This window comes from Nonomuraea sp. NPDC050394, from assembly GCF_044459065.1.
Taxonomy (GTDB): domain Bacteria; phylum Actinomycetota; class Actinomycetes; order Streptosporangiales; family Streptosporangiaceae; genus Nonomuraea.
The window spans coordinates 13312-34413 of the sequence record NZ_JBITIO010000007.1; the positions used below are offsets into that span (position 1 = coordinate 13312).

Sequence of the window (21102 nt, forward strand, 5' to 3'; positions counted from 1 at the left end):
GCTATGACGCTCCTGGAGGAGCTGCTCGCGCTGCTCGACCAGCTCGACCTCGACCTCGGACCTCACTTCGCCACGAAGATGCCCGCCGCTCCTGACCGCGCGGTCGCAGTCGCCCGGTACGGCGGCGCCGAGTCGCGGCTGGCCGACAACTACGACGAGCCCCGGATCCAATTCCGCTGCCGCGGCCCGGCCGCCGACCCCCGGATAGCCGAACACGACGCCGAAACGATCTACGACGCGCTGAACGGCCTCCAGGACCTCATGCTGGTCGGCGGCACCCGACTGTCGCTCATGGTCGGCCTCAACGGCGGCCCCGTCTACATCGGCCAAGACGCGAACAAGCGCGACGAGTACACCGTCAACGTCCGCTGCGAGATCAGCCGGACCAGCACGAATAGGGAGAACTAATGGCGTCCGTGAAGATCAAGGCCCGCGACATGATCGTGGAGGCCGAAACCTCCACGCCGGGCACCTGGCTCCGCGTCGAAAACCTCGCCACCCTCACCATCAACCCCGGCGAGAACGTTGAACGCGCCGTGCGCACCGACTTCGACTCGCAGGGCGCCTACGAAGAGTGGATCATGCAGCGCGGCGCCTCGATGGTGTTGTCCGGGCAGGAGGAGAACGACTCCGCCACCGGCCTGCCCAAGCCCGGCCGCGCCCAGGTCGAAGAGAACGCCGGCGAGGACAAGCTCGGCGAAGACTCGATCGCGAGGTATCGGTTCCGCCACCCCCGCCACACCACGTGGAAGATTTGGGAGGCCACGACCGTGCTGGGTGAGAAGGGCGGCGATACGAACGCCGTCGGAGCCTGGGCCGCCACGATCACCAAGAGCGGGCTCACCACCACGGCGGCGGTGGCCTGATGTCGGCGACCGAGCCAGTCGACGACGCGTACGAAGACCTCCCCGAAGATGAAGAGGACGAGTTCGAGGAGTGGGACGCGTACTGGGACGAGGTCGAACGCAAGAAGGCCGCCGAGCTGGGCGGGCCGACCACCCGAATCATCCGCGGCGTCGAGGTGCAGGTGCCGCACGATCTGCCGTTGATGTTCGAGCGCACCCTCGACAAGGTCAAAGGCGCCGACGACTTCAAGGGGCTCGTGGCCGCGCTCTTCGGCGCCGACGCACTCGACGCGTGGATCGCGAATGGCATGAAGGAGGAGGAGTTCCGGGTCGTGTTCGCGTGGGGGTACGCGAACGGCAAGGGCATCCCCACTTCCTTCCGCAAGGCGCACGAGATGGCGCAGGCCCAGCAGGCGCGGTCCGGCTCGGGAAAAGAAACTGGCTCGGCCCGGACGAGCAGCGGATCAGGCGGTACTGGCTCGTCATCCAAGCCGACTTCAAGAGGGAGTACGGCTTCACGCCGGAAGACATCGCCGCACTGACCTGGCGCCAGTTCAAGGTCTACCTGTATGGCCTCTCCACCCGGTCGCTGTACCGCCACATCACGGCCAACGCACCGCTGGAGTTGAGCGGCGACCGCGCGGCCGACTTCATCGACACCCTGTAGCACGTAGCGCGAGAGGCGGTGGTCTCTCGTGAGCATGACCGTCGGCGAACTCGTCGCCATCATCGACGCCGACGACCGCGGTTTCGACAGCGGCCTCGATCAGGCGGAGCGCCGCCTCCAGCGGCTGGACGCGGTCACCACCTCCACGACCGATCGGATCGAGTCCACGGTCGAACGTGGCTTCGCCCGGGTGGCGCAGTCGATCAGCGACGGCATGGACCCGGACGACGCGCTCAAGGACCTGTCCAGGCTCGTCGCCGGGATCGAGCAGAGCCTCAGTTCGGCGGAGCCTGCGGCACGGGCCGCTGGCGAGCGGGCGGGTGACGCGTTCGTGCGCGGCGCGGATGGCAGGCTGCGTGACGGGCGCGGCCGGTTCGTGGCCGAGGGCAAGAACCTCTTCGACGGCCTCGGCGACGGGGCCGAGCGCTCCGGAGGCCGGATCTCATCGGCACTCGGCGGGGCGTTCGACCTGGTCGGCAAGGCGGGGCCCGCGAATGTGGGGCTCGCGGGGGCAGCCATCGCCGGATTGCCCGCCGTCGCTACTGTCGCGGCCGCGGGCATCACCCTCGCCCTGGGCGGCGCGCTGGTCGCGGTGGGCGTCATGTCGGTCGCCCAGGGCGACGCCGTACAGCAGCGGTGGACGCGGCTCGGCCGCGAACTGCGCGACGAGCTGGCCGACGTCGCGCAGCCGATGGAAGGCAGCGTCCTCCGCGCCGCAGACGTCGCCGAGCGGGTGTTCGCCCGGCTCAAGCCGTCCCTGCGCCGCACCTTCGAGGACCTCGTCCCCGACGTCGACCGCTTCATCGACGCGTGGGGCGACGGGATCGCCTCCATGGGCCCCAGTCTCGAAAATCTAGGTGCAGGCTTCGGCGACATCCTCGACGAGCTAGCCACCCGCAGCCCGGAGATCTTCACCAACCTCAACAGCGCGATCGACACCCTAGCAGGCACCGCGAGCGATCACGCCGACGAGTTCGGCGACCTCGTGGTCGGCATGACCAAGGTGATCGACACAGGCGCCGATGTGGTCTCCGTCTTGGCCGACATCTGGGAAGGCATCACCGAGATTCAGGGCGCCGGCGACCTGCTGGACATCGACCCAACCGTGGGCGTGCTCAACCTGTTCGACACCAAGATCGACGACACCAACGCGGCGTTCGAGCGGATCAAGAAGACGATCGGCGACGTCGGCGGCGAGTCGGATTCGGCCGCTGCTGGCGTCCGTAACTTCAAGACGTCGCTGGATGAGCTGTTCAATCCGGCCCAGGCCGCGCTCGGTGCCAGCAACAACCTGAAGGACGCGATCGCCGAGCTGACGGACGGCATGGAGAAGGGGACGATCAAGGGTCGCGAGCGCGGCCAGATGCTGGAGGAGATGCTCGGCAAGCTCGCAGCTGCGGCGGAGACTGAAAAGGTTGCGACGGGCGAGACCGAGAAGTCGTCGGCGGCGTTCGAGAAGAACGCGGGCGCGCTGGCCAAGCTGGCCGGAAGCTCAGATCTGGGCGGTCAGGCATTGGTCGGGCTGGCCGAGTCTCTCGGCTACACAGTGGAGCGGACGAAGACGGGCATCAAGATCGTTGATGAGTTCGGGAAGACCGTCACCAAGATCCCACCGAACAAAGACATCAAGATCGACGCCGACTCCAAGCAGGCACAGACCGAAGTCGGCAAGGTCACCAGCAAGCTAGGCAGCCTGAAGGGCGATGCGACCAAGGCCGGCGCGGACCTCGGCGGCGGCCTGATCGCCGGAATCCGATCCATGATCGGCTCGGCCGTCCAAGCGGCCAAGGACCTGGCCGCCAGCGCACTCAAAGGCGCGAAGGACTTCCTCGGCATCAAGAGCCCCAGCACCGTAATGGCCGAGGTCGGCCGATGGACCGTACGCGGTCTCATCCAGGGCCTCACCGAGGAGGAGGGCCAGGCGGTCGCCGCCGTCCAGCAGATGGTGGCCAAGATCAAGGACGCCTTCAAGTCCCAGCCTGACGTCGCCGACGGCCTCATCGCTTTCGTGACCAAGGGCAACGACAGCCTGGCGAAGCTCGCCAAGCAGCGTGACGAACTCGTCCAGCAGCTGGCCGCGGCGAAGGAGATGGCGAAGACCATTGCGGGCGATGCGAAGGAATGGGCCAGCATCACCGGGCTCAACGAGGAGGAGCTCCAGGCTGGGGACTTCTCGGGAGCGCTCAAGTCGAGAGCGCAGTCGATCAAGGACTTCGCCAACGACATCCAGACCCTGGCCAAGCGCGGCCTGAACAAAGAGACGTTGCGGCAGATCATCGAGGCCGGAGTCGACGGCGGCGCGTCCATCGCGGAGATGCTGGTCGGCGCGGACGGGTCGGAGATCAAGGCGATCAACAAGGCCCAGAAGCAGATCGACAACATGTCCAAGAAGTTGGGCAAGAGCGGTGCCGACGCGCTGTACGACGTGGGCAAGAAGGCCGGGGACGGCTACCTGAAGGGCCTCCAGGACTCGCTGAAGAAGATCGACGCCGCAATGACGAAGATCGTCAAGGCTCTGGTGTCGGCAATCAAGCGCGAGCTCAAGATCAAGAGTCCCAGTCAGGTGATGGCCGACGTCGGCCTCGACACCATGGCCGGCCTCGCCCTCGGCATCACCACCGGCGGACCGCAGGCGATCTCCGCGATCACCGGCGTCGCCAACCAGATCGCCACTCAGGCGGCCGGGAGTCTCGGCCGCATGGTCGCCGGGATGCAGCCCGGCGGGCCCGCAGACGCGTCCGTGGCCACTGCGGGCGGCCGTGTCGGCGGGTCGGCTGGTACTGGTCTGGACGGCGTCTCCCAGGGCCCGCCGCCCGCGCCTGGGTCCGGAGTGACGGTCAACGTCGACATGTCCGGGTCGACGGTTCGTGAGGAGCCCGATATCGACAAGATCGGCAAGACGGTGGGCTTCAACGTCGTCGCATCCGGCCTGGTCTAGGAGGTCAGCATGAGCGTGCAGGGATACAGCGAGGCCGACCTACGGCGGCTCCGGTCCGTGGCGGCCCGGCCGCGCGGCTGGTCACACCAGATCCGGCCGGTCGTCCGCGAATACCGGGACATCGTGACCGGCCACTGGATCAAGGTCACCACGGACCAGCACGGCAACAAGATCCGCATGCGCTGGTCGGGTCAGGACGCGCGTGTCGTCCTGCCTCACCTCAGCATCAACCCGTGGACGGGCGTCACGATCAGCAAGGAGTACCGAGGATGAAGAGGATCGTCCGTCACGGCCAGAAGGCCCGGCAGGCGGTGCGCGCACTGGAAGACGCGCTGGAGCCCATCGAGGAGGCCCTCTACCAGGCGAAGGAGGCGTACTGGGAGGCCGTCGAGGGCGGCGACGTGGGCGCCATCCGGGCTGCGAAGGCCGCCAAGGTGGAGGCGGCCACCCGCATGGAGGAGACGCGCACCTGGCTGCGCCGGGAAGCCGAGATCGACAAACTCCAGACCCGCACGATCCCGCGCCTGGAGGAGATCCTCGCCGGGCCGATGCTGGTCAAGACGGGCAAGAACGACGCCCGGGAGGATCCGCAGGCCCGCGCCGAGGTGGAGCTCACGCTCGTCGCCGCCCACGCGGAGCTGGAGGCGCTGAACGCGCTCGCCGTACCACTTCGGCGCGAGCTGGCGGCGCTGGGCGGGGTCGTGGTTGGTGATCCGGTGCCGCCGGATCTGCCGCCCGGCAGCGCAGACGTGACCGCGCCGAGCATCACCGTGAAGTCGCGTGCTCGCGCCACTGCCAGGAAGGACAGCTGATGGCATCCGGTGTGTACCTACCGACATTCGAGGACATCCTCGACGCCACCGCGCTGGGCCTCGTCTGGGACGCGGAGGACCACAAGGCAGCGCTCTACAACGCGACCAAGGCGGGCGCGGTCAACTACAACAGCGACACCGCCTACAGCGCGACGAACGAGATCAGCGGGACGGGCTACACGGCTGAGGGCGTCGTCGTCCTCGGTACGGCTTTCACCCGGCCCGGCGCGGGCGTATCGAAGTTCTCGTCGAACGCATTCCAGTGGACCGGCAGCACGTTGTCGGGCGTCAGGTTCATCGACTTCTTCGCCGCCGCCGTCGCCGGTGACCCACTCATGTTCGGCGTCGACCTCGTCACTGCCTATAACACGGCCGACGGGACCCTACTCGTCACGCCGCACTCCAACGGGCTGGTGACGTTCGACCTCACCCCGCCGTAGCCGGCGCCCCCGCCCGTCCCCGCTGACAGTGAAGGAGGTGGGCGGGCATGGCAGTCCGTTTCGACGCCGACGGCGAGGACTACGTCCGCACCGTCACCATCGGATCCACGTCGACGTTCTCCCTGTGCTTCTGGGCGAAGTTGTCCGTTGACCGCAACAACTACTCCACCTTCCTCTGCCTCGACGACGACAGCACCAGCGACCTGCTGGTCATCGGGGCAAGCAGCGACGGCACCACCCTGTTCATATCCACGGAAGCCGCCGCAGAGGACCTCACCGCGCTCACGGTCGGTACCTGGTACTTCGTCGGCGTCAGCGTCAACGCCTCCACCACCATCGTGCGGCTCCGCGCGCAAGGCGCCGGCTCGTTCACCTCGTTCACGCCCCCGCTCGGATCCGGGACGACGGACATCACCCGGCTACGGCTCGGGAATCCGTGTACGGAGCCGAGTGGCTGAACGGCTGCCTGTCCCACGTACGCATCTGGACGGCCGCACTATCCGGCGCCGAGCTGGAAGCCGAGTACACAGCGAACAGCCCCGTTCGCACGTCGAACCTGTTCGCGTTCTACCGGTTCACCACCGCGGGCACCACCGACGACAGCGGCAACGGGCAAACCCTGTCAGGCGGGACCGGCACCTCGACGGAGCCGGGGGCGCTGAACACGGACGCGTCAGTCACCATCGGCCCCGTCGCCGCGACAGCAGCCGTACCCGGGGCGACGGCAACCGTGTCCGCCTCCCCCACCCCGGCCACCGTGGCCGCCACCACGACCGTGCCTACGGCCGCTGTGTCGGCGAGCTCCAGCACCGTCCTCGGCACCGTCCCTGCCACCACCAGCATCCCCGACCCGTCGGTGACGACGGAGAACACCGAGGTCGTCTCACCCACCACCATCGCCGCGACCGCAGACGTCCCGGCGCCGCAACTGGCCGTCAGCTCCAACGCCACCCTCGCCTCCATCGCCGCAGTGGTCGCCCTGTACGCGCCCGCCATCCAGGCAGACGCGCACGTCACCCTCGCGCCGGTCGCGGTGGCCGCCGCCGTACCCGCGATCATGGCGACCGTCCCGGTCCTGCCAGGGGACGCGATCACGCGGCCGGGTCAGATCGAATGGAACGGAACCCTCCTCGGGTCGCTCACCCCGTACTCGTGGCAGCGGCTCGAAGGCTGGATCGACTCCGCACCGTGGATCAGCGGCAACGTCGACAGGCCCGACTCATCCGGAAGCTATCCGGGCCAGCCGTACAGCGGGGAACGCATCATCAACTGGGGCATGCTCATCAAGGCCCCGCGCGACCAGATCGGCCAGGTCGTCCACGACCTGGTGCTCGCCACCGGGCCCGCCCAGACCGAGGATGAGGGCTACTTGGTGGTGTGGGATTTCGACGACCTCCAACCGCGGCTAGTACGCGCCTTCCTGTCCGACCGCAAGCCCGGTCCGATCGACCGCCGCGCACGGCTCGGCCTGATGCACGGCGGCCTCCAATGGACCGCGAGCGACCCCCGCCGGTATGACCCGGTCCGCTCCTCGCTGACCATCGCCAAGGACGTGCATACCAGCATCCTCAACGACGGTAACGACTCGACGCCGGGAGAGTTGCGCTTCCCCGGCCCGGCCACCGGCGTCCAGGTCGAGAACCTGACCAACGACCGGGTGATCGCCTTCGACACCGTCATCGCCGAGGGGCAAACCCTGGTCGTCGAGGTGACGGACGGCAGGGTCTTCATCGGCGAGACGGATCACCTCAACGACCTCGTACCGGGTTCCACCTCGGTCAAGGACTTCGTGTTCGACCCCGGCGCGAACACGCTGCTCTTCACGTGCGACACCGGCGGGACGGCCGGTATGGAGACGTTCTGGCGCCACGCCATCAGCTAAGGGGGTGGAGTCGTGCCGGGAACCGCCACGCCGCGCGCCGCGACCGTCACCCCCGTCACCGGACCGTTCGACCTCGTCGACGCCCCGGCCGGGGTGATGGCCGGTGACACAGTCCTCGCCTTCGTCACCACCAACGGGAGCCTCGACGATGTCGACATCACCGGCGGCCAGCCCTGGACCATCCAGGCCGAGTTCGAGGGCACCCGCCTGTACGCGAGCGTGACCAGCCCCGACAATCCGGGTTCGTACGCGGTCGAGCTCGGTGACGGCGACCGCGGCCTCGTCGGCCTCCTCCACCTGCGCGGCGCCACCCTGTCCGGCATCCTGGCCGTCACCGACTCCGGAGGCATTGCCCCCGAGGCCGGGGTCCCGTGCCCGGCAGCCTCGCCGGGGGTGGCCGCGGGCGTCGAGGTCCGCTACTGCATCGCGGGTAACCCCATCGTGCCCATCACGTTCGCTCCGGAGGGCATGGCCGTCGAGGACCAGGCGCACGACGGTGGCAACACCAGCGCCTTCCTGGGCGCCCGCACGAGCTTGTCCAGCGCCGCGCTGCCGGTCCGCCACATCGACCCCGGATTGGCGGTCGTCGCCGCGTGGGAGGCGTGGACGCTCATCGTCGCCCCGGGCGACTACACCCCGGAGCCGCCGCCGGTGCCCGCCTACGCGGTCAAGGGCCGCGCCCTCTACCGCTACACCGCGCACGACCTGCTCTCCGGGCAGTACATCGACGACATCTACCCGCGCGATCCCGTCTATTCCAAGCGTCTTCGCGAGCCCGGCCGCTTCTCCTGCTCGCTCCCCATCCCGAACACGAGGGTGGCCGCCGCCGTACGGCGGATCATCCCCAAACTCCGGACCGACCTGACCGCCGGCCCCGGCCGGGTCCAGATCCGCATCTGGCGAGACGGCGAGCTGCGCGGCCGGTACTTGCTCACCGGCGCCCGCCTCTCACGCGGCCAGGACGGGAAGATCGCGATCGAGCTTCGCGCCAGCACCTTGGACGCCGTCTGGTTCTCGTTGCGCGTCACCGAGACCCTCGACGGCAGTGACGACGAGCAGATCGACAACGCAAGGTTTGTGCTGGCTCACGGGCTCACCAAGCTCGGCGGGGATCTCGGCATCGTCTACCAGCCTGGCGGCACGGGCGAGGTTCGGCCGCTCCTGATCAAGTCGACTGACGCGACCAGCTACGGCCGGGTCGTGGCCGAGTTCTCCAAGACCGGCAACGGCTTCGAGTACTTCCTCGCCGAGACCGTCGACGAGTCCGGCGACGTCGTTTCGACGTGGGTGTGGGGCGCGCCCAAGATCAGCACGTCCATCCAGCACGTGTTCTCGACCAGCCCGCACGGCGGCGACATCGACTCCTACGGCCTCGACATGGACGCGTTGCGCGGCGGTACAGACTGGCAGGTCCGCGGCGGCACACCACAGGTAGAGGCCCAAGAGACCGCAGTGCCGCTCATGTCCGAGCTCGTCACCACCGCCCACCGGGCAGCAGGCTGGCCCCGCATCGACCACCTCGTCGACCACCCCACCCAGTCGCTCGACCAGGACGAGCTGGACACGCTCGCCGCCTACTACGCCGACGTGGCGGGCGGCGCCCTGTGGGTGCGCACCGTCACCGTCCTGCCCGCGAAGCGCTCGACCCTCACCATGAACAGCCTCGGCGACTACGCGAGGTTGTTGATCACAGACGTGTGGCATGAGCGCGAAGACGGCGGCGCCGGCCTCGACATCTCCGAGCGCATCATCGGCATCGAAGTGCGACCGACCGGCAAAGGCCGGGGTCGCGAAGAAGTCACTCTCACTCTCGAAGCTGTGGAGGTGCCGTGACCGACCAGTACGGGTCCGATCTGGAACGCATCCTGCGCGACATGGAGCGGCGCCTGCAGAAGCTGGAAGCCGACGCCCGGGTGCGGCCCGGCCTGACCATCGACTTCCCGAAGGGGGCGGCGGTGTCGCAGACGGACTTCGACCTCGGCAGCGCCCCCGCCTCGTACAACCAGGCGTACGCGCAGGCGCAGTCCAACGGCATCGCCTTCCTGTTCTTCGACCTGAAGGCGCTCCTGATCTCGCTGCGCGACGGCAACATCATCAACACCTGAACGGAGCCCTCGTGACGCAGCCCGACCCCCTCGGCCCCGTCCAGATCGGAGCGCGGGAGATCTACGACCAGCTCCTCCAGACCGACCGCAAACTCGACAAGATCGACGGCAAGGTCGAGCAGGTCGCCCAGGCGCATGGCGAGCTGGCCAAGGACCTCTCCGACCACGAATCCCGCATCCGCACCCTGGAGAGGGGCCGGTGGCCACTCCCCTCCTTGGCCGCCCTCATCGCGCTCGCCTCGCTGGTGCTCACCCTCATCGCCCTCGTCCGAGGAGGCTGACCATGGCCCGCATGCCCGGCGCCACCTGGATGCCGATCACCGTCAATTACACGCTAGGCGGCCAGCGCGAGGTGCGCGGCGTGGTGCTGCACATCATGGCCGGCACCCTCGGCGGCACCGATTCGTGGTTCCGCAACCGGCAGGCTCAGGCCAGCTCGCATTTCGGCACTGGCCGGTCCGGGCAGCTGCGCCAGTGGGTCGATACCCGCGACAAGGCGTGGACGCAGGGCGACGGCAACTCGCGCTGGATCAGCATCGAGAACGAGGGCCGCGGCGGCGACGAGCTCACCGACGCCCAGCTCGACCGCTGCGCCGAGGTCCTCGCCTGGGCCCACCGCGTCCACGACGTGCCCCTCCAGAGCACCAGCGACCCGAACGGGCGCGGCCTCGGCCACCATTCCATGGGCGGGCAGGCATGGGGCGGACACACGAGCTGCCCGGGGCCGCGGATCATCGCGCAGAAGCGGGAGATCATCGTCCGCGCGAAGCGCATCATCGCGGGCACCCCCGACGACGACCAGCCGCCCGCGTGGCCGGGACGCCTCCTCAAATACCTCACCGGCCGCCCGATGATGCACGGCGCGGACGTGCGCGCCTGGCAGGCCGCGCTCACCCAGGCTGGGTTCAAGACCATGGTCGACGGCTGGTACGGCAAGACCACCGCGGCGAACACGCGCAAGCTCCAACGCCGCGAGGACCTTGCCGTCGACGGCATCGTCGGCCCGAACACCTGGCGCGCTGGCTGGTAGCCGCCGCCTTCAGCTGGGGGTGCGGCTCCGGATGGCCGCTTCGATCCGCAAACCCACGCCCACCAGCGCGCCCATCAGGCAACCACCGATCAACGGCAGCGGCGGATCGCCGCCTTCCATCACGAGTGCGGCGCAGGCGATCACGAGCGCAGCGACAACCGTGGTCGTACCGAACTGTCGCAGATAGTCGAATTCGTCCGAACGGCCTGACGCCTTAGCTGACACGGGCGTTTTCGGCTCTTCAGGCTCACTCACGACCGCGATCATGCCATGTCTCAACAAGGCCCAAAAGGGGCGAATCTCCTGTTGAGATTTCCAGTCGTCCCAGGCCCGTGTGCCTGGGCCATTTCATGTCCCCGAGCACAGGAGAACTCCGTGTTCAAGAAGATCGCACCCATCGCCGCCCTCGCCCTCATCCTCGCCGGCGGGACCGGCCTGGCCGCCGCCTCCGTCACGGCGAAGGAGCCCGCCAAGACATACGGCCTGTGCATCAGCCCGAAGGGCGCCGTGCGCGTCCTGGAAGCCAAGAATCTTCCGAAGAGCCGTCACGGCAAGTGCAAGAGCGGCGAGCGCAAAGTCCTCGTGCCGTCCATCGACGGCGTGCCCCCGGCGTTCAAGATGCCCGCCAAGATGCACTTCACCTTCGAGGGCGTCACCGCGATCTGCACCCGCGGTACCGACGCCGCCGTCGGCGTCCCCGCCTACGCGTGCGCCCGGCCCACCCCCAGCCCGACGCCGACCCCCACCTCCTGACCGTCCTCGGTCGCCCCGCTCCGAGCCTGCTGGCCGGGGCTTCGTCGTCTCCCGAAGGAGGAGGCAATGCATCCTGCCCCCAAGACCCCATTCGCCGTCCGCTACCCGCTGCTCGTCCGGGGCGCGCTCGCCCTGGTCCTCATGGGCCTCGCCCGCCTCGGCATCGCTCTCGGCTGGCTCCCGCCCGAGTGGGAACTCACCGAGAACGGCGTCGAGCAGCTCTTCGACGCGGCCCTGTTCGCCTGGGCCTGGTTCACCAGCCAGCGCAAGGTGACCCCGGTCGCCGACCCGCGCGACGACCGCGGCCGGCAGCTCGTCATCCAGGGCTGGGCCGAGCGCCCCTAACAGCCCAGGCATGCGATCGCCCCCGCTCTCCTTCGGGAGGGCGGGGGCGTTTTCTTGGTGCTACGGGTGCCCTGTCGGTTCAGGAGCCTTCAAAGCGTTGCTGTAGGTGATGAAGTTGCTCGGGTGCCGAATATTGCCACCTCGGAGAGTAAACGCCAGAAGTGGAACCCATCCCTCCTTATGGCCTACTTTCGCTTCCACCGATGCCTGGTAGTCCTGCGCGGCTAGGGGGCCGTCGAATCCGTCGTTCATGCCGAACTGGACGAAGATCTGTTGCCCTTTCCAGCCTTCTATCGAGAAAACCGCCGGGAAATCGAGGAAGTCATCCTCGGAGGGCTTCAGCCGGGTCCTGCTGGTGTGCCAAGGGAGGATGTGAGCCTTCCCGCTGCCGCTAGCCAGCCGAAGCTGTAGATCACGAACAATGATCGGCTTCGGGCCACTGTTGAATAGAACCACTGGAAGCCGGATATGAGCACGCGTTCGCTCGGTCATCGCCCCGAAAGTGGTGGGCTCGAACGACTTGAGCCGTCCTTGCCGCACATGAAGCCACCAGAACGACACCAGCGTAAAGGCCAGAGCGCAGGCTGCAATTATCGCCGCCGATGTGATCCACGGTGCTGAGGACGCGTTCACTGGAGCGACACCTTGGCACCACGTGAAAACACCGAATCATGCAACTCAATGCTGTCGATCTGGGTACCGCGGGGCACATCGAAGACAATGACGCCCATCACCATGTTGCCCGGATTGATCCGCTCGAACAGAAGGTTCGATTCGCGGAGGTAGACGCCGGCCGCACCGTCCGCCTTGTACTCGGCGCCCCCGGCCAGCAGCTTCTGAGACGCTGCGGCGAACGTTGCGGATCGCGAGCCGTTGTTCTGAACCGAGAGGTGGACGAGCACGAATTCGCCTTGGGCGTCCTTGCCGAATCTGACACTGCCGACACGGTCTCTCCGCTCGACCTTGGCCACGACCATGCTGAGATCGCCGTCCCTCACTGCTTCGCCGATGCCTGCCTGCTTCGCCGCTGGCCCGTTGCTGGCCACGACGACCGCCGCGCCAAGGACGCCCAGAACGACCACGGCGGCGCCGATGCAGAAGAGCAGGAAGGCGCGGTTGCTCTTCTTAGGCGGCGCTGGAGGTGGCATGCCGTAGGCGTAGCCGTTGTACTGCGGCGGGTACGGCTGCGGAGTCGGGCCGGCGTGAGTGGGCTGCTGGCCGTAGGGCTGGTAGGACATCAGGGCCTCCGTGGCCGTTGAGACGCGCAAGAGGATAGGCGTTGGGACGCTCTAGATGCGTATGTGGTTGGCGTTGCATGCGTGACCGGTATGGCCAGATGTGGACATTCGACCGAACAGAGTTTCGAGTCGCGGTGTACGCTCGCCTGCATGAACGAGCTCGACCGCGTCGCCCTCGTCTCCGTGCTCCACCCCGTGAGGCACGCGGCCGAGGCCATCAACGAACAGATCTGGATCGCCAAGGGCGACGCCCTCGCACCCGACCTCGCTGAGGCCGAACGCGCGCTCGATGCCCTGGCCGCGGAGGTGGCCCGCGCCCGCACCCTCGTCCAGCGCCTGGGCGGGCACCCGGACGCGTAGTGCGGACGGCCGCGGCCACACTCTTCTCTCCTTGACGACCAGGATGCATCCGGAGACGATCCGCTAGTCGGGAAACTCCGAGAAACACTTACGGGAGATCTGATGGCCCTGCACTTCCTCGGCAAGGAAACGGACGGCGGCAACTCGCCGACCCTGTGGCTCGACGACGAACGCGACGAGTACGTCCTCCAGGGCTGGGAGGTCACCGACCCGGGCAGCCTGGCCGCGATCGGCACCGTCCCCGCGGGCGAGCTCGTGCTCAGGGTCCCGACGGCGCTCATGGGCCACCTGCCGAAGGGCGACGGGTGAACCTGATCAGCGGCGACGCCTTCCGCGAGCACTTCCAGCCGGGCGTACGCGCCTTCCACCTGGAGCTCAAGGACGCCTACCACGTCGACTCCGAGGCGGAACCGCTGCGGAAGTGGCAGGCGGGCGAGTACGACGATCACGCGTGGCGCCGACCGTGGCAGGGCTTCCTGCGCGAGCGGACGGGCGCCGGATGCGTCATCCAGCGCGTGCGCGTGGTGACCGTGCCGCACTCCACCTACACCCGCTGGCTGTTGGAGATCGCAGGCGATAACGTCGCGGCTGGCGACGATATCCGCTACCTGCCGCGCCACCTCGCCGAGGACGTCGACTTCCCGGTGGAGGACTGCTGGCTGTTCGACGATGACAAGCTCGTCCTCAGCGTGTTCCCGGGTGACGGCCGGCAGGGTGCATTCGCGTCCGAGACGGACCCCGCCCTGATCAGCCGCTACCGTGTCGCACGTGATCTCGTCTGGGACCGGGCTATCCCGCATGCCGAGTATGTGCGTTCCGAGTACATGCAGCCTGTCTGATCGCAGCCGCACTCGTGCCTGCGCCTACTGACCCGGCCCGCGAGGCCCTGGGTTCTCGGCTCCGTGAGATCCGCCGTGATGCGGAGCTCACCGGGCGGGAGCTGGCCACGCGGGCCGGATGGCGTCCTCCACGGGTGTCGAAGTTGGAGGGCGGGTGGCAGGCGCCGAGCGCGGAGGACATTCGCGTCTGGTGCCGGATTTGCGGCGCCGAGGACCAGGTACCGGAGTTGATCGCGACCGCGCGGGCGATCGAGCAGCAGTATGTGGAGTGGCGCCGCCAGATGCGTGCTGGCCAGCGCCGGGTGCAGCGGGCCTTGAGTACCGAGGACCTGTCGACGACGCGGTGGCGGATCTGGGAGCCGTTCCACATCCCGGGGTTCGTTCAGACCCGGGCGTATGCCCGCGCCATCATGGCCAGGTCGATGGCGTTTTACGAGGTGCCGGCTGACGACCTGGATGCCGCGGTCGCGGCTCGCATCGGCCGGCAGTCGATCCTGCGCATGGGGACTCGACACTTCCACGTGGTGCTCGCCGAGCAGGCCCTGTATACGCGTGTGGGGGGCGCTGGGGTGATGCGTGAGCAGTTGGGTCACCTGCTGGCCGAGATGGCCGCTCTGCCGCGGCTGAGGGTCGGCGTGGTGCCTCGGGAGGCCGATTACGAGTTGGGCCCGCACGCTGGCTATTGGATCTTCGATGCGCGGGTCGTGATGACGGAGACGGTGACGGCGGGGATCAGCTTGACGCAGCCGCACGAGATCGCGCTGTACGAGCGGCACTTCAAGGGGCTGGTCCGGTTGGCCGGTTACGGTCGCCGGGCGGAGGAGATGATCGCCAAGGCCAGCGAAGATCTTTAAGAAACTTCGAGAAACCTCGTTGAGCGTGTGACCTGCTGCGTTGGACATTCGGAGACATGGCCCTCCGCATCCCCAACTGCCACGTCCAGGACGCCGATGGCGTCATCCACCTCCAGCACAAGACCTCCGGCGATCAGGCGACCGCTGTCAACGAAGAACAGGCGCACATCAAGGCCGCCATCCTGCGCGTGGCCCACATCCTCCGGCGCGCGGCATGACCGGCTTTCAGATCCGCGCCGAGTACTGCGCCATCTGGGACGGCCGGCTCACCTCGGCCGAGGTCGAGCGCGCCCGGCTGCGCCGCCCCCCGCGGGGCTACCACCTGACGTTCTGGGACACCGGCCAGCCGGACCAGGCAGGCAGGTCGTGGACGTTCACCATCACAGCGTCCACCCGGGTGAAGCTCGACGCCTGCACCGCCTACTGGAGCCGCCGAGCCGAGACGGTCCTACGCGAGGAGCGCGCGGCATGACGGATTCCGAGGACATGGCGAACTGGGAACTCATGCACGGCGACGTCACCGCTGCCCAGATCAAGGCCGCCTACGAGGAGGCCCTCGCCAAGCGCACGAACAAGGAAGACCAGGAAGAGCTCAAGACCGCGACCCGCAACATCCTCGCCAGCTGCGGAGGCAGCTGGGAAGGCCTGGCCAGGGCGTGGACGACCGATAACTGGCAGCGCGCCTTCGCACACGAGCTCCACGGCAAGACGTGGCTCAGCCTTCGCTCTCCAGAGGAGCAGCACGAGATACTCCGCGACCTGATTCAGCAGTACCCGATCGTGGCAGGCGAGATCCTCAGCAGCCGCGACACCCCGAAGAAGAATCCGTAGACGACCCGCCCTCTGCCGGACCACACCCGTGCAGGGGGCGGGCGATCAACCCCCGGCTTCCCACGTACTCGCCGTGCGGCCGGGTTACCTCACACCGCTGGCTGGAGGGCCATGCGGGTGTGGGGCAGGGTGGCCCCGTCTCCCCTCCCCTCAGGAGGGCCACAGGAGACGGGGCCACTCTTATGCCCTCGCTATCGGGGCAGGTCGCCTTTGCCGCGGCACTGGCGGCGCTCGCCGTATGCGCGCCGGTTCCAGCCGGACGGCTTCCGGCCGGTGCCCTGGCAGGAGGAGCAGGACTTGCGCGGGTGGCGGGCCCAGTCCCACCACAACCAGATCATGAGCAGAGTGAGCAGGACGAGGGCGAGCAGCATGGCGTTTCCTTCCCGTTCTGCCGGGCAGGGCCGGCTGTGGGGATGTGTGAAGGGATGCGCCCGGGAGGGTCTACCGCCCCTACCGCGCAGGCCAGCGGTGGTAGAGGCGAGGTAGACCCTCCCGAGGCGGTAGAGCCCAGGTAGACCCGGTTCAGGCAGGTGCCAAGAGCGCTTTCGAGGTCCTGGCGGCGGTAGCCGTTCCGGTTGACGCCGCCGATCACGACCTGGCCCGGAGTGACCCCGTAGGGCTTGAGCACCTCGGCGACCCGGCCAGAAGACCACCCCGGGCCGAGCGCCTCCAGGAGGTCCGCGGTGTGCATCCGGTCGCCCTCCCCCATCGCGGCCAGGATCTCCTCGATCGGATCGACGGCGGTCGCCTGCTCGGCCGGTGGCAGCATCCCGGCTGCCTCGCGCAGCGCGTACGCGGTCGCCGCGACGGCGGCGAGCCCGTCGTCGTCGAGGAAGTAGGAGCGCAGCCGGATCGGGTCCGCGCCGTCCGCGTCCAAGATGCCGACGCCGCGGTGGCTGCGGGGGATCTCGGAGGCGTCATAACCGGCGCCCGCCGCCCCCGGGCCGAGCACCGCGTTGGAGGCGATGACGTCGGGGCAGCGCATCGCCCACCGCAGCGAACACACCCCCTTCAGCTCGGGCGGGAGCGCGTCCTTGGTCATCCGCTGCGTCGCGAGCACGAGCAGCACCCCGGCTGCCGGGCCCCTACTCGCGATGTCGGCGGCGATCGCCACGATCTCCGCGCCCTGCGGGGAAGTGACGTAGTAGCGCATCTCGTCCACGATCGTCAGCTCGACGTCGACCCCGAACTGGCGGCACAGCTCCGGGTTCAGCTTGGACGCGCCGCCCGCCCGGTCGAGCATGTCGAAGATGCGCTCCATCTGGGCCTGCATCAGCCGCAGGTGCTCCAGGAGGCCCTTGGCGTTGCGCTTCTCCGCCGTGTGGGCGATGCACCGCCACGGCCGGTGGTCACCGGCGCCCTTGCCATCGAACAGGTGAATCTTGGGGGTGACAGCGAGGGCGGCGGCACCGATGATCCCGTTCACCGCCGCAGACTTACCCGCGCGCGGCTCCCCCGCCACCAGGAGGCAGGCGTCGACCAGGCGCAGCATCTCGCCTCGGCCGCGGCCGTTCACCCCGGCCGGGATACCCGCCCAGAAGTCGAGCGGTTCGGCCTGGCCGACGAGCGGCGACGGGTACAGCTTGAGGAACGGGTCCGCCTTGCTCACGTAGATGGCCAGGCGGCCGGCGTGCTCGGGGATGAGCTCGAACACCACCTGCGTCTCCCCCACGCCGAGCGCGGACGCGAAGTCTGCCTCCTTACCGAGGGCAGCGCGGGCGCGCTGGCCGGGCGGCAGTTGCAGGATCGTCGACCAGCCGCCGTCCTCCGTCAGCACCGGCGTCGCCAGCTTCATGCCCTCGGAGCGGCCGAGCTTGGCGTCGATCGCCGCGCGGACGACCTGGTTCTCCTGCGGGGTGCCGCCCTTGCGGCCTGGCAACTTGAACGGCACAGGACGTTCCACGATCCGCTTGCGCACCTCGACGGCGGTCGTCACGGTGGCTACGGCGCCGAGTGCGAGGTACGGCGCGGCCGGGCTCCACACCGCGGTCGCCGCCGCCGTCCCTGCCAGCGACACGATCCCCGTCGCCCACGCGGTACGGCGACGCCGGGTACGCACCTTCTCGCGGAACACGTAGTCCTCGGTGCCCGCGTAGTCGTCGGCCCGGATCCAGCGCCAGGCCATCTTCGTCACCACGCCCGTACCCGCGAACGGGGCGAGAGCAGCCCGGTAGGTGAACTTCGCCGTGCGCCGCCCGTACTTGCCCTGCCGGAGCGCGTGGACGACGCGGCGGGTTCGGCTGGGCGGCTTGGTCCAGAAGTCGGGCGGCGTCTGCGGACGGGTGAAGGTGTCGGTGGTCACTGCGCCGCCTCCACCAGCTGGCCGAGGTACGACTGCAGGCGGCGGGCCCGGTCCGTACCTACGCCCATCCGGTCCTTGATCGTCCGGACGGACGGCGGTTCGCCCTGGGCCACCTCGGCGAGGAACTGCGCCACCGCAACCGGGCGGAAAGGTGCGTCCACGTCGGCGGCTATCTCGGGCTGTACCTGGTCGATGCCGGACACCGCCTGGCCGTCCTCGACAGGAGAGTGGTCGACGTCCTCCGGCGAGGCTGCGACCTGCGCAGGTACACCCGAGATCGGTTCAGGTACAGCGCCGTCGGCAGCGGTGCCGGACCCCGGAATGGAGACAACTGTTCCCACCGTTGAGGTGGTCTCGGTGCCCCCTTCGGATTCACGTGTGGGGCTCTGCTCCACGCGTGCAGGTACAGCCGGGATGGTCGCCAGGGCAGCGGTCGCGAACGCAGGAGATTCGCGCAGCAGCTCGTGTAGAGCAGCCAACGCCATCACGTCCAGCACGATGCTGAAGAACACCGCGGGCTCGTGGAGAGGTACAGCCGGGATCGGGTCAGGTACGGCATGCCTCAACAGGTCGTAGATCCCGAGGAAGCTCAGCCCGAGCCCGCCGAGCACCAGGCCGAACGTGAGCAGACGACGGAACGTGCCCACCTTCTCCCGGCGCAGGGCCCGCAGTGCGACGGCGTGGGACTGCATCGCGGCCAGCGCGACCGGCGCGACGCCGTACAGCACTGCCAGGGCGACGGGCAGTCGCGTGGCGGTGAGGGCGTGCCAGGTGTTCATCGACATGGACACGGCGGCCGAGAGGACGAGGACGCCGATGGCCCAGATGCGGCCGGGCGGGCTCGCCGGCGGCTGGGTGTTGGGCTCCTGCGCGGCCGGGGCTGGTGCCGCTGGGGGCATGGCAATATCGTGTGCCATGGTTCGGACTCCAAGGTCTAGTTGGCGTCTGAGCTGGAAGAACCCCCACCTGGTTGGCGCCGGGTGGGGGCCTTCTTCGTTATGGAGTTGTCGAACTGGAGCCCTGGTCGCCGCGGCGAGGGCTAATCGCAGGCGACGACCAGGGGACTTCCCACGGTAGATGACGCAGGTCACCCCGGTCTATAGGTACCTATCCCCCCGCGTGCGTACTCTTGCGTACGGATGCGGTCGGGCGTGCCCCTACGCTGCGGTTCATGATCGATTGGCGGGCTGATCTCCCGCGCTGGGAGCAAATCGTGCGGGTGATCGCGAAGCGGATCGACACCGGCGAGTACGGTCGTGGCTATCTGATCACCGAGCGGGCCCTTATCGAAGAGTTCGCGGTCGCCAAGGTGACCGCGCGGAAGGCGATGGCCGGCCTGCGCGAGCGGCGGCTGGTGTACACCAGGCCGAATCTCGGGAGCTTCGTCGGTCCCGAGCCGGACGACGACTGATCTTGTCGCTGACTACGCCCCGTCACCAGAACGAGGGACGGGGCGTTTCATGATCGTGCGTCGCTCATGCGTCATGATCTTGAGATATCGGGAGACACCCGGAGACCTCCAGAGACATGTTCCGTTGTCCCGCCGCTGGTCGGAGCCCGTTTCTAAGCCTTGACCAGGAGGGCCACGCACTCCACGTGGTGGGTCATCGGGAAGGCGTCGAAGGCGCGGAGGTCGGTGAGGGGGTAGCCGCGTTCGTCCAGCCAGGCCAGGTCGCGGGCCAGGGTCGCCGGGTCGCAGGAGACGTAGACGATCCTGGCGGCCTCCAGCGAGGCGATGCGGTCCACCACCTCGCGACCCAGGCCCGAGCGGGGCGGGTCGACGACCACCAGGTCGGCGCGTTCGATCTGGAAGCGGTCGAGGGCCTCCTCCACCCGGCCTCTTTCCACCCTGGCCTGGGGGAGGTCGCGGAGGTTGGCGCGGGCGTCGCGGACGGCGGCGGCCTCCGATTCGAGGCCGAAGACGGCGCCCTCGTCGCCCACCCGCTCGGCCAGCGCGGCGGCGAACAGGCCCACGCCGCAGTACAGGTCCAGCGCCCATTCGCCGGGTTCGGGCTGGCCATAGGTGAGGACGGCGTCCAGGAGGGTTTCCGCGGCGCCGGGGTGTACCTGCCAGAAGCCGCTGCCCGTCACCCGGAACTCGCGGTCGTCCGCCCGCTCGTGGAGGTTGCCGGAGCCGTGGCGGGCGTCGCTGCGGCCTTTGCCCTGGTTGACGAGGATGGAGGCGGGCGCCTCCAGGTCGGGGACGGCGACGGTGCGGCGCGGGCGGGGCGCGATGACGACGTTGCGTTCGCCGCTCGACGACGCGATGACCTCCACCCCGGCGGCGCCCTTCCAGTTGCGCGCCTCGGCGCCCACCGCCTCCACCTCGGGGTGGGCGATGAGGCAGGCGTCGACGACCTCGATGTCGTGGGAGCGGTGGTGGCGGAAGCCGAGCTCGCCGCCGGGCGTGGCGGCGAACTGGACGCGGGTACGCCACCCGAGCCCGTCCTTGGCCCCCGGAACCTCCTCCACCACGATCTCGCGGTCGATCCCGGCCAGGCGGCGCAACTGCTCGGCGACCACGTCGGCCTTCATGGCCCGCTGCGCCTCCAGCGTGACGTGCTGCCAGTCGCACCCGCCGCACCGGCCGGGGCCGGCGTACGGGCACGGCGGCACGACCCGGTCGGGCGAGGCCTGGAGGATCTCGACGGCGTCGGCGCGCAGGAACCGGGTCGTCTCCTCGGTGACCCGGGCACGGACTCGCTCTCCGGGCAGTGCGTGGCGTACGAACACCACCCGCCCCTCATGGCGTGCCACGCACCAGCCGCCATGCGCGACCGGGCCTACCGTCAGCTCGAGAGTTGCCTGTTCCACAGCAATACAGCCTAGGCCCTCACCCGGCCGACTCCACCGAGCACTGC

At 68.7% G+C, this 21102-nt stretch carries 30 protein-coding genes; 23 read left to right on the forward strand and 7 right to left on the reverse strand.

Going from position 1 to position 21102, the window contains the following annotated elements; translation table 11 throughout:
• Positions 1–3: 3 nt before the first annotated feature.
• The 13 genes from ACIBKY_RS26735 to ACIBKY_RS26795 all read left to right on the forward strand — a co-directional run bounded on the left by ACIBKY_RS26735 (position 4) and on the right by ACIBKY_RS26795 (position 10719).
• On the forward strand, positions 4–408 hold the full coding sequence (locus tag ACIBKY_RS26735) for a minor capsid protein (protein ID WP_397100544.1): 405 nt from the start codon (positions 4–6) through the stop codon (positions 406–408).
• Positions 408–866, forward strand: a complete 459-nt coding sequence (locus ACIBKY_RS26740; RefSeq protein ID WP_397100546.1) for a phage tail tube protein — start codon at positions 408–410, stop codon at positions 864–866. The genes ACIBKY_RS26735 and ACIBKY_RS26740 overlap by 1 nt, the downstream gene beginning before the upstream one ends.
• Positions 866–1387, forward strand: a complete 522-nt coding sequence (locus ACIBKY_RS26745) for a hypothetical protein (protein WP_397100548.1) — start codon at positions 866–868, stop codon at positions 1385–1387. The genes ACIBKY_RS26740 and ACIBKY_RS26745 overlap by 1 nt, the downstream gene beginning before the upstream one ends.
• 153 nt (positions 1388–1540) lie before the next feature.
• Entirely contained in the window at positions 1541–4450 is a 2910-nt protein-coding gene (locus ACIBKY_RS26750; RefSeq protein ID WP_397100550.1) for a hypothetical protein, read from the forward strand.
• 9 nt (positions 4451–4459) lie between these two features.
• On the forward strand, positions 4460–4723 hold the full coding sequence (locus tag ACIBKY_RS26755) for a hypothetical protein (RefSeq protein WP_397100552.1): 264 nt from the start codon (positions 4460–4462) through the stop codon (positions 4721–4723).
• The gene (locus ACIBKY_RS26760) at positions 4720–5262 is read left to right on the forward strand and encodes a hypothetical protein (protein ID WP_397100554.1); all 543 of its coding nucleotides are present in this window, start codon (positions 4720–4722) and stop codon (positions 5260–5262) included. The genes ACIBKY_RS26755 and ACIBKY_RS26760 overlap by 4 nt, the downstream gene beginning before the upstream one ends.
• Positions 5262–5702, forward strand: a complete 441-nt coding sequence (locus tag ACIBKY_RS26765) for a hypothetical protein (RefSeq protein WP_397100556.1) — start codon at positions 5262–5264, stop codon at positions 5700–5702. The genes ACIBKY_RS26760 and ACIBKY_RS26765 overlap by 1 nt, the downstream gene beginning before the upstream one ends.
• A gap of 47 nt (positions 5703–5749) precedes the next feature.
• Positions 5750–6160 (forward strand): hypothetical protein, encoded by a 411-nt coding sequence (locus ACIBKY_RS26770; RefSeq protein ID WP_397100558.1) that lies wholly within the window; start codon positions 5750–5752, stop codon positions 6158–6160.
• A complete protein-coding gene (locus tag ACIBKY_RS26775; protein WP_397100559.1) occupies positions 6139–7584 on the forward strand; it encodes a hypothetical protein in 1446 nt (481 codons plus the stop codon). Before ACIBKY_RS26770 ends, ACIBKY_RS26775 begins: the two co-directional genes overlap by 22 nt.
• 12 nt (positions 7585–7596) lie before the next feature.
• Complete coding sequence (locus ACIBKY_RS26780) at positions 7597–9417, forward strand: hypothetical protein (RefSeq protein ID WP_397100561.1); 1821 nt, start codon at positions 7597–7599, stop codon at positions 9415–9417.
• Positions 9414–9689, forward strand: coding sequence for a hypothetical protein (locus tag ACIBKY_RS26785; protein WP_397100563.1), 276 nt, complete (start codon positions 9414–9416; stop codon positions 9687–9689). Before ACIBKY_RS26780 ends, ACIBKY_RS26785 begins: the two co-directional genes overlap by 4 nt.
• Positions 9690–9700: 11 nt before the next feature.
• Positions 9701–9970, forward strand: a complete 270-nt coding sequence (locus ACIBKY_RS26790; RefSeq protein WP_397100565.1) for a hypothetical protein — start codon at positions 9701–9703, stop codon at positions 9968–9970.
• A 2-nt stretch (positions 9971–9972) separates the two neighbouring features.
• Positions 9973–10719 carry an N-acetylmuramoyl-L-alanine amidase gene (locus tag ACIBKY_RS26795; protein ID WP_397100567.1) on the forward strand — a complete coding sequence of 249 codons (747 nt, stop codon included), beginning with the start codon at positions 9973–9975 and terminating at the stop codon, positions 10717–10719.
• A gap of 9 nt (positions 10720–10728) precedes the next feature.
• Here ACIBKY_RS26795 and ACIBKY_RS26800 read toward each other — a convergent pair whose 3' ends face one another.
• Positions 10729–10986, reverse strand: coding sequence for a hypothetical protein (locus tag ACIBKY_RS26800; protein ID WP_397100569.1), 258 nt, complete (start codon positions 10984–10986; stop codon positions 10729–10731).
• A 108-nt stretch (positions 10987–11094) separates the two neighbouring features.
• On the opposite strand from ACIBKY_RS26800, the gene ACIBKY_RS26805 reads away from it, so the two are divergent.
• A complete protein-coding gene (locus ACIBKY_RS26805) occupies positions 11095–11472 on the forward strand; it encodes a hypothetical protein (RefSeq protein WP_397100571.1) in 378 nt (125 codons plus the stop codon).
• A 66-nt stretch (positions 11473–11538) separates the two neighbouring features.
• On the forward strand, positions 11539–11817 hold the full coding sequence (locus ACIBKY_RS26810) for a hypothetical protein (protein WP_397100573.1): 279 nt from the start codon (positions 11539–11541) through the stop codon (positions 11815–11817).
• A 60-nt stretch (positions 11818–11877) separates the two neighbouring features.
• Here ACIBKY_RS26810 and ACIBKY_RS26815 read toward each other — a convergent pair whose 3' ends face one another.
• Both ACIBKY_RS26815 and ACIBKY_RS26820 read right to left on the reverse strand, forming a co-directional pair.
• Positions 11878–12450: a hypothetical protein gene (locus ACIBKY_RS26815; RefSeq protein WP_397100575.1), complete on the reverse strand. Its 573-nt coding sequence runs from the start codon at positions 12448–12450 to the stop codon at positions 11878–11880.
• Positions 12447–13055, reverse strand: coding sequence for a DUF4352 domain-containing protein (locus ACIBKY_RS26820; protein WP_397100577.1), 609 nt, complete (start codon positions 13053–13055; stop codon positions 12447–12449). Before ACIBKY_RS26820 ends, ACIBKY_RS26815 begins: the two co-directional genes overlap by 4 nt.
• Positions 13056–13205: 150 nt before the next feature.
• Here ACIBKY_RS26820 and ACIBKY_RS26825 point away from each other — a divergent pair, with 150 nt between their 5' ends.
• From ACIBKY_RS26825 to ACIBKY_RS26855, 7 genes are all read left to right on the forward strand, one after another.
• On the forward strand, positions 13206–13415 hold the full coding sequence (locus ACIBKY_RS26825; protein WP_397100579.1) for a hypothetical protein: 210 nt from the start codon (positions 13206–13208) through the stop codon (positions 13413–13415).
• A gap of 102 nt (positions 13416–13517) precedes the next feature.
• Entirely contained in the window at positions 13518–13724 is a 207-nt protein-coding gene (locus ACIBKY_RS26830; protein ID WP_397100580.1) for a hypothetical protein, read from the forward strand.
• The gene (locus ACIBKY_RS26835; protein ID WP_397100582.1) at positions 13721–14254 is read left to right on the forward strand and encodes a DUF6879 family protein; all 534 of its coding nucleotides are present in this window, start codon (positions 13721–13723) and stop codon (positions 14252–14254) included. Before ACIBKY_RS26830 ends, ACIBKY_RS26835 begins: the two co-directional genes overlap by 4 nt.
• A 14-nt stretch (positions 14255–14268) precedes the next feature.
• Positions 14269–15108: a helix-turn-helix domain-containing protein gene (locus ACIBKY_RS26840; protein WP_397100584.1), complete on the forward strand. Its 840-nt coding sequence runs from the start codon at positions 14269–14271 to the stop codon at positions 15106–15108.
• A 56-nt stretch (positions 15109–15164) separates the two neighbouring features.
• A complete protein-coding gene (locus ACIBKY_RS26845; RefSeq protein WP_397100586.1) occupies positions 15165–15326 on the forward strand; it encodes a hypothetical protein in 162 nt (53 codons plus the stop codon).
• Positions 15323–15580: a hypothetical protein gene (locus ACIBKY_RS26850; protein ID WP_397100588.1), complete on the forward strand. Its 258-nt coding sequence runs from the start codon at positions 15323–15325 to the stop codon at positions 15578–15580. The genes ACIBKY_RS26845 and ACIBKY_RS26850 overlap by 4 nt, the downstream gene beginning before the upstream one ends.
• Positions 15577–15939, forward strand: coding sequence for a hypothetical protein (locus ACIBKY_RS26855; RefSeq protein ID WP_397100590.1), 363 nt, complete (start codon positions 15577–15579; stop codon positions 15937–15939). Before ACIBKY_RS26850 ends, ACIBKY_RS26855 begins: the two co-directional genes overlap by 4 nt.
• Before the next feature lie 191 nt (positions 15940–16130).
• On the opposite strand, the gene ACIBKY_RS26860 is transcribed toward ACIBKY_RS26855, so the two are convergent.
• The 3 genes from ACIBKY_RS26860 to ACIBKY_RS26870 are packed head-to-tail and all read right to left on the reverse strand — an operon-like array spanning position 16131 to position 19140.
• A complete protein-coding gene (locus ACIBKY_RS26860) occupies positions 16131–16310 on the reverse strand; it encodes a hypothetical protein (protein WP_397100591.1) in 180 nt (59 codons plus the stop codon).
• Positions 16274–18241, reverse strand: a complete 1968-nt coding sequence (locus tag ACIBKY_RS26865; protein WP_397100593.1) for a hypothetical protein — start codon at positions 18239–18241, stop codon at positions 16274–16276. The genes ACIBKY_RS26860 and ACIBKY_RS26865 overlap by 37 nt, the downstream gene beginning before the upstream one ends.
• Positions 18238–19140: a hypothetical protein gene (locus ACIBKY_RS26870; protein ID WP_397100595.1), complete on the reverse strand. Its 903-nt coding sequence runs from the start codon at positions 19138–19140 to the stop codon at positions 18238–18240. Before ACIBKY_RS26870 ends, ACIBKY_RS26865 begins: the two co-directional genes overlap by 4 nt.
• 272 nt (positions 19141–19412) lie before the next feature.
• On the opposite strand from ACIBKY_RS26870, the gene ACIBKY_RS26875 reads away from it, so the two are divergent.
• Positions 19413–19652 carry a GntR family transcriptional regulator gene (locus tag ACIBKY_RS26875; RefSeq protein WP_397100597.1) on the forward strand — a complete coding sequence of 80 codons (240 nt, stop codon included), beginning with the start codon at positions 19413–19415 and terminating at the stop codon, positions 19650–19652.
• A gap of 152 nt (positions 19653–19804) precedes the next feature.
• On the opposite strand, the gene ACIBKY_RS26880 is transcribed toward ACIBKY_RS26875, so the two are convergent.
• Complete coding sequence (locus ACIBKY_RS26880) at positions 19805–21034, reverse strand: class I SAM-dependent RNA methyltransferase (RefSeq protein ID WP_397101313.1); 1230 nt, start codon at positions 21032–21034, stop codon at positions 19805–19807.
• Positions 21035–21102 lie beyond the last annotated feature (68 nt).